This window comes from Arthrobacter sp. ZGTC412 (assembly GCF_002929215.1).
In the GTDB taxonomy this organism is placed as follows: Bacteria; Actinomycetota; Actinomycetes; order Actinomycetales; family Micrococcaceae; genus Arthrobacter.
On sequence record NZ_PJII01000012.1, the window covers coordinates 1 to 13,271 of the forward strand.

Genomic DNA, 13,271 nt, shown 5'->3' on the forward strand with positions numbered 1-13,271 from the left:
ATGAGGGCCAGGATGGCCGGGAACGATCCGAAGGTGACCGGTAAGACTCAGGCGAGAGCCGCCGTCGTACGCTCCAGAGCCACGGGCGGAACTGGTCCCAGCCCGCGTAAGCACGCCGGTAGAACCGCCGGACTCCGCAAGCTGATCCCCAATGGCTTCCATAGGACAACTCTGCCAAAGACCACTGACAAAAGTGCCTGCAACAACCGCTATGTGGATAACCTGCAGCTCCCGCTGTCGGGTGCCCACCAAGGCGGTCAGCGCGCAGGAACTTCCTCGGAATCCGACATACGTGGTTCCTTCTGCCACGGCCACCGACCCGTGATTTCCAGCTCCAACGAGAAGCTCAGGAACGTCCGGATCAGCACAATCATGGCCAGGACTCCCACGCTTTCGAACGTCGGCGTGACAGCCACGGTGCGGATGGCGTCGGCCGCCACCAGGAGTTCGAGGCCCAGCAGGATGGACCTGCCCAACAGCTGCCGGTAAAGGCGGTAGGTGCTGAGGCTTTCAGCCCCCGCCGGCAAGTTGCGCGGCTGGTGTCCGCGGAGTGCCAACGGAATGGAAACCAGCACCCCTATGACCCTGCCTCACTCGCGTCGCATCAAAGTTGCTGGCGTCCAGGTGACAGCCTAAGAGCTGATACCCGCGGGAAAGGCGACAACCTACGGGTGCCGGACCCCGTTCCCGGCAAGAATGTCACGGTAGCCCTCGCGGAACGACGGAAAGTTGAACTCGAAGCCAGTGCCGCGCAGGAGCTGGTTGCGGCACCGCTTGTTGCCGCCGCGCGCGGGCCCTGCGTCTCCCACAGGCGGCTCGGCCAGGCCCATCTCGGTGGCCAGGAAACGGAGTACGGTGCCGAGGTCGGCGGGTTCGTCGTCAACACCAACATAAACGGGCGCCAGTTCGAGAGGCATGGCGGCGAGATGGACTATCGCGGCGGCAGCGTCGTCGCGATGGATACGGTTGGTGTACCGGACATCTTCGGGAATGATGGCTGAACCGCCGCGCACCTGGTCGATCAAACGGGTCCTGCCCGGGCCGTATATGCCGCCAAGCCGGAGCGAGGCCCACGTCGTCCCGGTCCCCTCAAACCTGGCATGCAGGAGTTCTTCGGCCTCCAGAAGGACCCGCCCGGAGAACCCGCCCGGAAACGCCGCCGTACCCTCATCAACCCAGCCGCCGCCGGCGTCACCATAAACAGCGGTAGAGGAGACAAAGAGCACCCGCTCAGGTGTCACGCCGTCGCGCTCCAACGCGTCAAGGACATTGGCGAGGCCCCGCACGTACGCGCCCCGGTAGGCGTCCTCCGTTGGTGAGTCGGCGGCTACGGCTATGACGACGGCGGTGGTGTCCTCAGGCACCAGTGGAAGGTTGGGTGCGCTCAGGTCAGCCGCCACCCCTTCGATAGCGGGCGGCAGCTTTGCAGGGGAGCGGCGCCAGCCGACGACCCGGTTACCCCGGGCAGCGAACCGCAACCCGGCTTCTGTTCCCAGGTCACCGCAGCCGGCCAGGAGGATTGTCATGCCCTACGGTGCCTGCACCGGGAAGAACACGCGTGGATCCTGAAGAAGCGCCGGGTAAGCGAAGGCGGACCGGTCGATGATCTCGGTGACGTTGAAGTTCCTGCCGAACCTGCCGTCGTCGAGCGTGATGGGCCGCCCCACCACCTGCCCGACTGCAAACTTCGTGCCGTGCTCGAAAGGGACGGCGACGGGCGTTTTTCCGGGGAGCGTGGAGAAGGCTTCCTCCTGCGCCAGGCGCTTGCGCGTGGGCTTCTTCACCAGCTGTTTCGGCGGTGCCTTCCGGGGCTGCTTTGAGGGGCGGCGGGATGAGTCCTCGACGTAAACAGGGGTGTAATCGTCATCGGCATCCGTAGCGGCGGCAGCGGTGAAACCATGCACCGGCGGCAGTGCCACCGTGTCCAGTGACTGGGGATCAACGTCGTGATGCGGCGAGCGGAGGATCCAGAGAATGTCTCCCTCGGGTTCCTGCGGCAGGAACTCGTGCTTGGGCTCGGGCCAGAGGTAGTCCATGTCCGGAATCGCGTCCGCAAAGACGGAGCTGTAGAACTTCGGTTCCTTGCGCACCAGCTTGGAGCGGTGGCTGCGGTGGAAGTCCTCATCTCCAAGCCACGGCGGCATCGGAATTTTCGAGGCGTAATCCGGGTGCGCTGCCTGCGGCGCGAACTCGGTGATATTCGCGCGGGTCTTGTCCGGGTGCCCGCGCTCGGTCCACTCGTCCACCATCGCCAGCCCGTACATGGTCAGAGCGGGCACGTAGCCCATCCACATCCGGATGGCCGGGTGGGTCTGCCAGCCGTATCCGGGTATCACCAGTGCGCGGAGCGTCTGCAGGGCCTCGACACGCTGCTTGCCGAGCCGGGCAGTATCCAAGGAAGCGGCGCTCTGCCGGAAATCGGGGTACGGGAGGAAGGTTTGCATCCCTTCAGTCTGACGGCAGCCGGCGGATGTGCCAATTGCAGTGCCCGGCACCACAGAAGCGCCACCAAAAAGTTCACATCGTGGACCCATGCATACACCAGGTGGACAGAACCACTAAGATCACCGCAACCACCCCAGCGTTCTGGAAGCCCTCTCATGACAACTACACCTGAAAACCCCGCCGGAAACACACACTCCTTCGCGCCCCGCTACGGGCAGATGCTGAGTCCGGAAGCTAAGGGCATCCTGGTCCTTGACGAATTTACCCTTGACCCCGAAGCCGCCCGCAAGGAGCAGCATGGCTTCCGCGCGGGCATGGCCGCCGTCGCCACCACCGTGCAACGCATCGCCGCGTTGCGCGTGGTGATCGCGGCCGTTGCCATCGCGAATCTGCCGCTGTTCCTTCTCTCCAGCGGATGGTGGATTTACGCCGTCTCACTCACCCTCGTCGTCGGCGTTCACGCCGCGGTCACCTGGCTGAACCGCCATGAGCCGAGGCTGAAGCAGCGGTCGGCGCTGGAGCTGCACCTGCACCGCGAACGCAGCGCCAACTACCGCAAGGTCCGCGACGCCGTGAAGTACATGATTGACACTCCCAGCCGGATGAATGAGCACCTCTACCTGGAGCTCCTGGCCGCGAAACGCGTGGCCCTCAACCTGGCACACGGCACCGTTGCCCTGCTGGACACGAGCGACGATTCGGCCTGGAAGGTGCGCATCGTCCGCGAGTTGCCCGTAGCCAGCTAAGGCATCCGGCTACAACAACTTAAAGAAGTACGACGCCGGCCCGCCCCTTGTGGGGGCGCGCCGGCGTCGTTCTTTGGTCAACGGAATTTGTCTATCGCCGACCGATTGGGGAGCCCTTGCGGGCTCGGGCACTAGCGTGCCATCGTTCTCGCGGGAAGGGGTTCACGCGGGAAGCTGGATAACCTGTCCCTCGAAGACGAGGTTCGGGTCGGAAATGGTGTCCAGGTTCGCGTCGGCAAGGTGCTGCCAGCCGCCATCGACACCCAGCTTCTCTGCCACGATGCTTAGGGTGTCGCCGGCCTGCAGGGTGTAGGTCTCGCCGCTCAGGGCAACCGCGGTGACGTGCTTGGCAACGGGTGCCTGGGCAGCCGGCGTCGAGGTGACGGGTGCAGCCTGAACGGGTGCGCTCTGGACGGGTGCAGCCTGGACGGGCGCTGCCTGGATTGGCGCGCTCTGGACAGGAACGCTCTGCGGTGCCACGCCGGTGGCGCCCCCGTTCAAGCCAAGCTGCGCAGCACAGGACGGCCAGGCACCCCAACCCTGCGACGCCTGGACCTGCTCGGCGACCGCAATCTGCTGCTCGCGGCTGGCGTCCGCGGCAGAACCGGTGCCGCCGTAGGCTGCCCACGTGCTGGGGCTGAACTGAAGGCCGCCGCTGTAGCCATTGCCGGTGTTGGTGGCCCAGTTGCCGCCGCTTTCACACTGTGCGAGGGCGTCCCAGGTGGAGGTGCTTGTAGCGGCGTTTGCCCCGGTGGCCGAGAGAGCGATCCCTGCGGCCGAGATGGCCGCGACGGTGGCGCCGCGGCGCGCGGCAGTACGGAATTTGGTGTGTTTCATGATGGTGATGCTCCTGAAGGCCACCTGCGCTGGCTCCGTCCCCGGAGATCGTCGCGCCACTGCCCACCCCTGACGAATAGAGGTCAATTTCGGTGGCTGCCAGCTGGGCAGTTCTGGTGGGGGCAGCACCGGGCATTCATGCGCCCACGTTCGCGGGCATGCATTTCACGCTAAGACATAGCGCGGGCGTTATCAAATCGAGATTTTTCTGGGCGTTGGCTGGTGCTTTCCTGACGGAGTGCCGCAGCCAGGTAGGGGGCGGTGCGGCTTTCAGGGGACTGCGCGACGACGGCGGGTGTCCCGGTTGCCATGATCTGCCCGCCTTTGTCCCCGCCTGACGGTCCGAGATCGATCACCCAGTCGGCGCCGGCCACCACTGCCATCTCGTGCTCAACAACCACCACCGAGTTTCCGGCCTCCACCAGGCCGTGGAGTTGCGCCATCAGCAGTTCCACATCGGCGGGGTGCAGGCCGGTGGTTGGTTCGTCCAACAGGTATAGGGTGTGCCCGCGTTGGGCCCGCTGAAGCTCGGTGGCCAGCTTGATGCGCTGCGCCTCCCCGCCCGAAAGCTCCGTGGCCGGCTGCCCTAGCCGAAGATAGCCGAGCCCAACGTCCTGCAGGCTCTTGAGGCTCCGCGCCGCGGCAGGGACATGGGCCAGGAACTCCCCTGCCATGTCCACCGTCATGGCCAGCACTTCGGCGACGTTCCGGCCGCGGTACTCCACCTCAAGCGTTTCCGGGTTGTAGCGGGACCCGGCGCATTCAGGACAGGGGCCGTAGCTGCCGGGCAGGAAGAGCAGTTCGACTGCAACAAAGCCCTCGCCCTGGCAGGTCTCACAGCGCCCGCCGGCTACGTTGAAGGAGAACCTGCCGGCACCGAAGCCGCGCACCCTTGCCGACTCAGTGGCGGCAAATTCCTTGCGTACCGCGTCAAAAAGCCCCGTGTAGGTAGCGAGGTTGGAGCGCGGCGTCCGGCCGATGGGCTTCTGGTCTACAGTCACCAGGCGATCGATGTGGTGGCTTCCGGTGACGGTTCCCAGCGCCAAGGGTTCCGCTGCTTCATCGGGCTCGACGGGCGTCTTGAGCCCGGAGCCCACAACTTCGCCCAGCACTCGGCTCACCAGGGTGGACTTGCCAGAACCTGAAACGCCGGTGACCGCAGTCAGGACGCCAAGGGGAAAACGCGCGTCCAATCCGCGCAGGTTGTGCCGGCTGACGTCTTTCAGCTCCAGCCATCCGGCGGGCTCCCGCGTGTGGTCCTTGCGCGCATCACCAGGGACCAGCGGCAGGGCTTCGGCAAACAGGAAGGGCCTCGTGACAGATGCCTCGATACCGGCGAGCCCGTCCACGGGTCCGCTGTAGAGCACCTCGCCGCCGCCTTCGCCTGCGCGTGGGCCGACGTCCACCAGCCAGTCCGCCCTGCGGACCACATCCATGTTGTGCTCCACCACGAACACCGAGTTGCCGGAGGACTTCAGTTGCTCCAGCACGTCCAGCAGGGGCTCGGCGTCGGCCGGGTGGAGCCCTGCAGACGGTTCGTCCAGCACGTAAATCACGCCGAAGAGGCCTGAACGCAGTTGGGTGGCGATGCGGAGCCGCTGCATCTCGCCCGGCGACAAAGTGGGCGTGGCGCGGCCCATTGCGAGGTAACCGAGCCCGAGGTCCAGCAGGACAGTGATGCGCTGAAGGAGGTCGCGGGTGATGGCCACGGCAACCTCGTTCGACTCACCGGAGACATGCGTGCGCGAGGCCGTGCCGGCGTCGTGCAACTGGGAGGTGGGACGGACGATCTCCGCAAGGTCCGCCATGGGAAGGCGGTTGAGTTCCGCGATGGTCCGGCCGGCAAACGTGACGGCCAAGGCCTCCGGCGTCAGCCCCGTGCCTGAACAGCGTGGGCACGGCCCCGACTCCATGAACGCAAGCACCCGCTCCCGCATGGAGGCGCTTTGCGAATCAGCCAGCGTATGGAGCACGTAGCTCCTGGCGCTCCAGAACCGCCCCTTGTACGGTTTGGCCACTCGGTCGCGCTGGGGCGTCACCTCGACCACAGGCTGTTCCTCGGTGAAGAGGATCCAGTCGCGGTGCTTCTTTGGCAGCTTGCGCCACGGAGTGTCGACGTCGTAACCCAGGTGGGTGAGGATGTCCCGCAGGTTCTTTCCCTGCCACGCGCCGGGCCAGGCAGCAATGGCGCCGTCGCGGATACTCAAGGACGGGTCCGGGACGAGCGAGGACTCAGTGACGGTGTGCGCGATGCCCAGGCCATGGCATTCCCGGCACGCCCCTGCCGCTGTGTTGGGGGAGAAGGCGTCCGAGTCCAACTGGGTGCTGCCGGCGGGATACGTGCCCGCGCGGGAAAAGAGCATGCGCAGGGAGTTGGAGAGCGTGGTGACCGTTCCCACCGTGGACCTGCTGCTGGGTGCGCCGCGGCGCTGTTGAAGCGCGACGGCGGGCGGCAGGCCGCTGATCAGCTCCACCTTGGGATTGTGCCCCTGCTGGATAAGGCGGCGGGCATACGGGGCCACGGACTCAAAGAAGCGGCGCTGGGCCTCTGCGTAGATGGTGCCGAAAGCAAGTGACGACTTTCCGGAGCCGGAAACCCCGGTGAACGCCACGATCGCATCCCGTGGAACGTCAACGTCCACGTTGCGGAGGTTGTTCTCGCGGGCTCCGCGCACCCGGACAAAGCCGTCCGTTGCGTGAGCAGGAGCTGGATACTGCAGGTCATCAGCGTGCTTGGCATTCTGCATTGGTTCGACTCTAGTGGCGTTTCCGGCGGAGGGCATTATCCTGACCGGATGGATAACTTTGCGGGCGGTACTGCCGCGCCTGAAACCGAACCTGTCGCAGTTGAGCCCGAGGTCCCCACCCGGCTTCTCCCGGTGGCGGAACTGCACCTCCATATCGAGGGGACACTTCAGCCGGAGCTGATCTTTGCTCTGGCGGAACGCAACGGCATCGCCCTGCCCTACAGCGGGTTGGAAGAACTCCGGGCACGCTACGAGTTCACCGACCTGCAGTCCTTCCTTGACCTGTACTACGCCAATATGGCCGTTCTGCAGACGGAACAGGACTTCGCCGACATGACCCGCGCCTACCTTGAGCGGGCCGCCGCGGCCGGCGTGCGGCACGCCGAAATCATGATGGACCCGCAGGCGCACATCTCCCGCGGCATCCCTTTGGACACCTGCGTCAATGGCGTCGCCTCGGTCCTGGCGACGTCCGAGGAAGACTACGGGATCTCCACCATGCTTATCGCGGCGTTCCTGCGCGATCTTTCCGAGGAGTCCGCGCTGGAGGTCCTGGACGGCCTGCTGGCCATGAACGCGCCCATCGGTGCGATCGGGCTGGACTCGGCAGAGGTGGGCAATCCGCCGTCGAAGTTTGAGCGGCTGTATGCCAAGGCGCGTGAGGCGGGGCTCCGGCTGACGGCGCACGCAGGCGAGGAGGGGCCGGCGTCGTACATTATTGAGGCCCTGGACATCCTCGGCGTGGAGCGCATCGACCACGGCATCCGCTGCATGGACGATCCTGACCTGGTGGAGCGCCTCGTGGACGCCCGGATTCCGCTGACCGTCTGCCCGTTGTCCAACGTCCGGCTGCGCGCCGTCGACACCCTGGCCGACCACCCCCTGCCCGCCATGCTCGCTGCGGGGCTCAACGTTTCCGTGAACTCGGACGATCCTGCCTACTTCGGCGGCTACGTGGATGACAACTTCACCCAGCTGGAAGCCGCCTTCGAACTCTCGGATTTCGACAAGGCGCGGCTGGCCGCAAACTCCATCCATTCGTCCTTCGCCTCCGAGGAGCGGAAGGCGGAACTGCTGGACGAACTGAACAGCGGAGAAGTCACGCACTGACGCCGTTGTGTCTCACGCAACAAGCGCGGGGTAATACCGCTAAACTGGGTGCCGCAGGCGTGTCTGGGACGTGCCGGGTGGCACCCATGTCAGCGCTCCGGGGTTGTGAAGCCAGCCCCAAAACCTGAGACCCCAGACTCACTTGCTGGAATGTCCGCTTAATAGTCGGTCACGACACGCAGAGTTAACCATTTCAAGTCGCGCGATTTAACGGGCAGTTGGCAAGATGCCTAAGACCGATCGCTTTTATAAAAGGGGAATCATGGCCAAGTCCACCGCAGAAAACACCTTCCTTCGACTCAAGACCGTGCTGGATGTCCTGACCGAAGGTGTGTGGTCCGGCGATGCACTGAACGCGGGCGAGGTCCTCGCGGAGGCTACGGCACGCGTGCCGTTCAACGAGCACGAGGGCGAGCTGCTCAGCGGCGGCATTCCCCGTGGCCACAAGACGCTGACTTCAGCCACGGCCAAGCTGGTTAAGGCCGGCTGGCTGGTCAAGGGCCGCTCCGGCTGGACCATCACCGAGGACGGCATGCGCGCCACGGTCGCCTACCCGGACGCGGTGTCCTTTGCCACCGCGCTCGACGCCGGCACCCCCGTTCCTGCCGACGTCCAGGTTCCTGCGGCTCCCGCAGGCTTCGTCCGCAGGACGAGCGCGGTTCCCCTGGCGGCAGTGCCGGCAGAGGCCGCTGCCAAGACGGAGACCAAGAAGGCCGCCGCGAAAAAGACTCCTGCGAAGAAGGCCGCTGCAGCCGTCGGCAAGGCAGCCAAGGTGATCGAGGACGCTGTCGAACCCGTTGTGAAGGCAGTGCGTGGCAAGTCGCCTGCCAAGACCTCGGGAGCCGAAAGTGCTGCTGAGCCGTTTGAGGACGCGGACGTCGAGACGCACCCGCAGCCCGAAGCCGTGGCTGTTGCAGGCGACTTCAACACCTTCCTCGGGGCGCCGGAGAACTGGGCGCCGCAGTACGACGAAGCCCAGATGGAGTTCGATTTCCTGGACCAGCTTTGGAAGAAGAGCGCCGAACTGCCTGCCGGCCACTACACCTTCAAGATCGCCCTGAACCGGTCCTGGGACGAGAACTACGGCGCCTTCGGCACCTTCGATGGCCCCAACCACGAACTGCACCACGATGGCGGTACAGTTACCATCCGCTACAACCACAGCACCCGCGACATCACCATCAATTAAGTTCCCCGCTTGCCCAACTGACTCGCAGTTAACGTCGTGAAAGCACGTTTTCGGAGCGTTAACTGCGACTCAGTTGGGAGGGGACGGCGCTGACGCCCGGGAGGCACGCATGGCGAGGCACACAGGTCCATCATCAGGGCTGCCCGATTCATCCGAGCCGTCCGAGGCTGATGCTGATTCGGTGCGGTTGACTGCCCGCGTCTTCGGCGTGGTGCAGGGTGTCGGCTTCCGCTTCTGGACTATGGGCAAGGCGGAGGAGCTGGGCCTCACCGGCGAGGTGAAGAATCTCGACGACGGTTCGGTCGCCCTGGTGGCTGAAGGGCCTCAGTGGAAGATCCACGAATTCAGGGCATGGCTGAACTCCGATGCAACCCCCGGCCGGGTGGAACGGGTGGAGGATTCCATGTCCTCGGCTGAGGGCAACTTCCGCGGTTTCAAGGCCCGCTAACCCTGGTCACGCGGGCTTGCCGCACGAGTGTTGGCATTATCAGGTTCACGCGGGCTTGCCTCGTACCGTCTGGCAACTTCACTCACGAGGGCTGAGGCCTATGAACGCGCCAAGCTCCTCCAAGGCTGCCGGCCGGTGCGGCATGTAGCTGGTGAGCTCGGGGGAGCGGATGATAACGGCCCGCCACTGCCCGCGCGATACTGCCACGTTGATCCTGTTCCTGTTCAGGAGGAACTCGGCCCCGCGTGGCGCCTCGCTGACTGCCGAACACGCCATCGAGACCAGCACCACCGGTGCTTCCTGGCCTTGGAACTTGTCCACCGTCCCGACCCGGACGCCGGTCAGGCCTTCCTCCGCGAGGGCTTTCCTGATCAGGTGGACCTGCGCGTTGTACGCAGCCACCACCAAGAGGTCTCCCTGGTTCAAAGGCCGGGACTCTTCATCCGCACCGGAAGTCCACTTCAGCCCGAGATGCCGCCGCACCTGGCGGACCACCTCTGCAGCTTCTTCCCTCGAGACGGTGGTATTGCCGCTGTGGTTGACGAAGGCTGTTTCAACCCCCGGCGGGCATCCCTCAAGTTCGCGCTGCGAAGCCGCAGGCGCCGCCTGGAGCTTGCCTTCGTAGCTCAGCCGGGAGACCGCACGGCACAGTTCCGGGTGCATCCGCCAGCTGTCCGCCAGGAAGTAGCCAAGGTTTGCCGGCAGGGTGGCGTGTCCCGCGGCGAGCCAGCCCAACGCTGATTCATCCACCGGCTCGGGGTGTGCGCCCTGTGTGACCTGCGGGAGCTGTTGGGGATCACCAAGCAGGAGGAGCCGCTTGGCCGCCCGGGAGACGGCCAGGGTGTTGGCGAGGGAGAACTGCCCGGCCTCGTCAATGACCAGCAAATCCAGCGAACCGGCCGGGACTTCCTTGCCCGTCATGGTCCATGCTGTGCCACCCACGAGGCAACCCCCGGGCGAAGCCAACAGCCGTGCGACGTCTCCGTCCCCGCACGACTTCCACGGAACGTCGTGCGGCGCCGAGAGTTTCTTGGCGACTACAGCGGGATCCACGCCGCCGGTGTTGATGGCGCAGCAAAGCAGGTTTTCGACGACGTTGTGCGACTGGCCCACGACGCCGATCTTCCAGCCTTCAGCGACGAGACGGGCAATGACATGGGCGCCTACGTAAGTCTTTCCCGTGCCAGGCGGTCCCTGGACCGCGAGGTAGGAACGGTCAAGATCGCGGACGGAATCGGTAATCGCGGCAGCGTAGTCGGCTGCGCCGTCCGGCCCGTGGGGGACATCCACGGGCTGCTGGAGCGTGCGGAACCGTGGGGACTGTTTGCGCAGGATGTCCAGGCCTGGTTGAGCCGGCAAGTCTGGCACAGACGCGCCAACACTGGCGGCGATTTCTGCGATGGCAGCTTCGATGCTGGCCGTGGCAAGGGGCTGGTCCTCGGTGAGGGCGACGGGGAGGTGCGGGTAGGCCGCAACCTTGCCGGACTCACGCTCGGCGATGATGATGATGACGTGTTCCGGGTTGTCGGGCGCCGGCGCTATTTCGCTGATTCTGGTTCCAAACGTGTACGCCCTCGCTCCGGGAGCGGCGTCGGAGGCGGCCATGCCATCGGGCGGCGGTGCATCGTAGAGCCGGCACCAGCTGGAGTCCGCTCGAAAGTCCGACCCCTCCGTCATGGTGCCACGAAGGCGAAGGATCCGGGTGCGCATCCGTTCCCTTGGCTTGGCAAGTGCCCAGTCGGACGCCACTTCTGCCGATTCCACTAGGAACACATTCCGCTGGTCAGACCAGTTCTCGATCGGTGCTTCCACCCGGTCGAAGTGCTGCCACCAGAACTGTTTGCGTTCGCGGCGGTGGTAGCCGGTGGCGGCAGCCACCATGGCAATCGCACGTTCGTCGTTCGTCCAAGGTTCGTTGTCCGGCAGGCTTACGAGGTACTCCCGCAACCTGGATTCCTCCGGAGTTTCCTCCGGGGCTGCAGGGCGTTCCAAAGACGCGGCAACAGCGGGCTGGCTGGCCTCTGCTCCCGAGGCGGCCACGGCGGCGCGCTGCCCGGCAACCTCGAGGAGCCAGTCGCGCAACCGGAGCGTGGACAGGCAGTCGTACTGGTTGTAATCGGAGATCGACGCGAGAACCTTCCCGGCTTCGGCAACGTTCCCCGCGTCCCGCGCTGCACAGTACGCGGCGTACGCAACCACGGAGGCTCCGGCGTCCTTGACGTCCCCGGAGCGCAGGTTGTCGCCCATGTACAGCGGTTCGAGCTTCTTGATGGAGTACGACGATTCCGATATGCGCAGCGAATGCCGGACCGTGGCGTAGAGGTCTACGAGCAGGCCCTCGCGGAGCCAGGTGTCCACGGTATCCTCGCCGGCCTGGTGGGCAAGGGAGAGGTTCCGCAACGCAGTCTTTTCATAGGCGGCATAGTGGTAGACGTGCATGTCCGGGTAGCGCACCCGGCGCTCTTCCACGTAGTCCAGAAACTCCAGGAAGGCGCGGCGTTCCTCGGACCGGGAGTGCGCCCAAAACGGGCGGAACACAGGGTCACCCGGATCACCTGGCACCGGTGCCTCGACCACACCGAACAGGTACTCAATGCCCCATGCTCCGGTGGCAGGGTCCTGCCAGAGCGGGTCGCCCTCGAAGTCGAAAAAGATGTCTCCCCGGCTGGGCGCAGGGAGGGACCCGATAGTGTTCCCCGGCAGCACCGTGAACGAGACCGTGTGCGGCTGGCCGTCCTTCGTAAAGGTCCGGGATCCTGCCGGTGCGTCCAGGCCCAGCTGCATCCGCGCCTGCGCCCGCAGGCGCACCACCGAATTTTTAGCATCCTCGGCGGGCATCGCTGCGAGCCCGTCGATGGTGGTGATACCGGCCCCGCGCAGCTTCCTGCGCTGCACCACAGACATCCCGGCCACCATCAGCAGGTCCCGATGCACCTGCACCTGCTCGGCACAGTAATCGCACCGCCCGCAGTAGACGATCCCAGGCTGCTGCCACTGCACAATGGTCTCAGCGGACCGGTGCTGCTCCGTCAACTCCCGGAAGCGGCGTCGCCGCTCGCGGAAAACAGGCAGCAGGTCCGGAAGGGAATGGCTGCTGCGGAGCCAGTCTTTACCCACGCGGGTACCCAGCACCAGGGTCACCGTGGGGGAGGGCTCCAGACCCATCCCGATAAGCTGGTCCCCGTACGCCGCGAGCTGTAGCAGGGCGCCGACTTTGGCATGCCGGGCCAGCTTGGTGTCCCAGACTTCGTAGCGCCCGGGGCTGCCCGTGCCGGCGGCTTCATTGACGAGGAAGTCCGCGTAGCCGAGGAATTCGCCGTCGAAGAACGTGGCCTGGAAAACGACGTCGGCGCCGGAACGGAGGGCGAGCTCGGTTTCCGCGTGCCTGGCCTGAAGCTCCCCGCGCAGGTTCTGGCCGCGTTCCAAGGAGTAGACGCCCGCACCCCGGCTGGCATTCCATTCCCCGTATTCGGCGATCAGGCTCGCGAGGACGGTTTGTTCGTGCTTGTCACCCAGCTCACCGGCCCGGACCTGCATCTCGTCGGCCTCGAAGACCGCCTTAGGGGTGCGTCCCAGCTTTTCGTCCAGGATCCGGAGCGTACGGTACTCACACTCGCTGGCTGCCACCAGGTCACTGGCGGAGAACACCAGGTCCGGCGGCGCGCCAGCCACTGCAGCTTCGAGCAAAAACACGGGGCCTCCCCATTGACAGCCGGGCCGGAGGACGATTCCCCTGGCCTTGGATCCAA

General features: G+C 65.4%; 10 protein-coding genes. 4 read left to right on the plus strand and 6 right to left on the minus strand.

Annotated elements, in window-relative coordinates; genetic code table 11:
• Window positions 1-257: 257 nt before the first annotated feature.
• From CXQ88_RS13855 to CXQ88_RS13865, 3 genes are all read right to left on the minus strand, one after another.
• Window positions 258-581, minus strand: coding sequence for a DUF1622 domain-containing protein (locus CXQ88_RS13855; protein WP_258061882.1), 324 nt, complete (start codon window positions 579-581; stop codon window positions 258-260).
• A gap of 84 nt (window positions 582-665) precedes the next feature.
• Window positions 666-1,526, minus strand: coding sequence for an NAD-dependent epimerase/dehydratase family protein (locus CXQ88_RS13860; RefSeq protein ID WP_104044744.1), 861 nt, complete (start codon window positions 1,524-1,526; stop codon window positions 666-668).
• A gap of 3 nt (window positions 1,527-1,529) precedes the next feature.
• A complete protein-coding gene (locus CXQ88_RS13865) occupies window positions 1,530-2,444 on the minus strand; it encodes an MSMEG_6728 family protein (protein ID WP_104044745.1) in 915 nt (304 codons plus the stop codon).
• A 156-nt stretch (window positions 2,445-2,600) separates the two neighbouring features.
• On the opposite strand from CXQ88_RS13865, the gene CXQ88_RS13870 reads away from it, so the two are divergent.
• Window positions 2,601-3,191 carry a hypothetical protein gene (locus tag CXQ88_RS13870; protein WP_104044746.1) on the plus strand — a complete coding sequence of 197 codons (591 nt, stop codon included), beginning with the start codon at window positions 2,601-2,603 and terminating at the stop codon, window positions 3,189-3,191.
• Between the two features lie 162 nt (window positions 3,192-3,353).
• On the opposite strand, the gene CXQ88_RS13875 is transcribed toward CXQ88_RS13870, so the two are convergent.
• Together CXQ88_RS13875 and uvrA are read right to left on the minus strand one after the other, a co-directional pair.
• Window positions 3,354-4,028, minus strand: coding sequence for a LysM peptidoglycan-binding domain-containing protein (locus CXQ88_RS13875; protein ID WP_104044831.1), 675 nt, complete (start codon window positions 4,026-4,028; stop codon window positions 3,354-3,356).
• A 170-nt stretch (window positions 4,029-4,198) separates the two neighbouring features.
• Window positions 4,199-6,775 carry an excinuclease ABC subunit UvrA gene (gene uvrA / locus CXQ88_RS13880; protein ID WP_104044747.1) on the minus strand — a complete coding sequence of 859 codons (2,577 nt, stop codon included), beginning with the start codon at window positions 6,773-6,775 and terminating at the stop codon, window positions 4,199-4,201.
• Between the two features lie 48 nt (window positions 6,776-6,823).
• Here uvrA and CXQ88_RS13885 point away from each other — a divergent pair, with 48 nt between their 5' ends.
• From CXQ88_RS13885 to CXQ88_RS13895, 3 genes are all read left to right on the plus strand, one after another.
• A complete protein-coding gene (locus CXQ88_RS13885; RefSeq protein WP_181037520.1) occupies window positions 6,824-7,885 on the plus strand; it encodes an adenosine deaminase in 1,062 nt (353 codons plus the stop codon).
• A gap of 262 nt (window positions 7,886-8,147) precedes the next feature.
• Complete coding sequence (locus tag CXQ88_RS13890; RefSeq protein ID WP_104044748.1) at window positions 8,148-9,074, plus strand: pullulanase X25 domain-containing protein; 927 nt, start codon at window positions 8,148-8,150, stop codon at window positions 9,072-9,074.
• A gap of 109 nt (window positions 9,075-9,183) precedes the next feature.
• Window positions 9,184-9,522 carry an acylphosphatase gene (locus tag CXQ88_RS13895; protein WP_104044833.1) on the plus strand — a complete coding sequence of 113 codons (339 nt, stop codon included), beginning with the start codon at window positions 9,184-9,186 and terminating at the stop codon, window positions 9,520-9,522.
• 78 nt (window positions 9,523-9,600) lie between these two features.
• Here the strand turns inward: CXQ88_RS13895 and CXQ88_RS13900 are convergent, their stop codons facing one another.
• Window positions 9,601-13,215, minus strand: coding sequence for a TM0106 family RecB-like putative nuclease (locus CXQ88_RS13900; RefSeq protein ID WP_104044749.1), 3,615 nt, complete (start codon window positions 13,213-13,215; stop codon window positions 9,601-9,603).
• Window positions 13,216-13,271: the final 56 nt, after the last annotated feature.

Coding starts and splice junctions, on each gene's coding strand:
- CXQ88_RS13895 (WP_104044833.1), top strand. CDS start 9,184: ATGGCGAGGCACACAGGTCCATCATCAGGGCTGCCCGATTCATCCGAG.
- CXQ88_RS13890 (WP_104044748.1), top strand. CDS start 8,148: ATGGCCAAGTCCACCGCAGAAAACACCTTCCTTCGACTCAAGACCGTG.
- CXQ88_RS13870 (WP_104044746.1), top strand. CDS start 2,601: ATGACAACTACACCTGAAAACCCCGCCGGAAACACACACTCCTTCGCG.
- CXQ88_RS13885 (WP_181037520.1), top strand. CDS start 6,824: ATGGATAACTTTGCGGGCGGTACTGCCGCGCCTGAAACCGAACCTGTC.
- CXQ88_RS13860 (WP_104044744.1), bottom strand. CDS start 1,526: ATGACAATCCTCCTGGCCGGCTGCGGTGACCTGGGAACAGAAGCCGGG.
- uvrA (WP_104044747.1), bottom strand. CDS start 6,775: ATGCAGAATGCCAAGCACGCTGATGACCTGCAGTATCCAGCTCCTGCT.
- CXQ88_RS13875 (WP_104044831.1), bottom strand. CDS start 4,028: ATGAAACACACCAAATTCCGTACTGCCGCGCGCCGCGGCGCCACCGTC.
- CXQ88_RS13865 (WP_104044745.1), bottom strand. CDS start 2,444: ATGCAAACCTTCCTCCCGTACCCCGATTTCCGGCAGAGCGCCGCTTCC.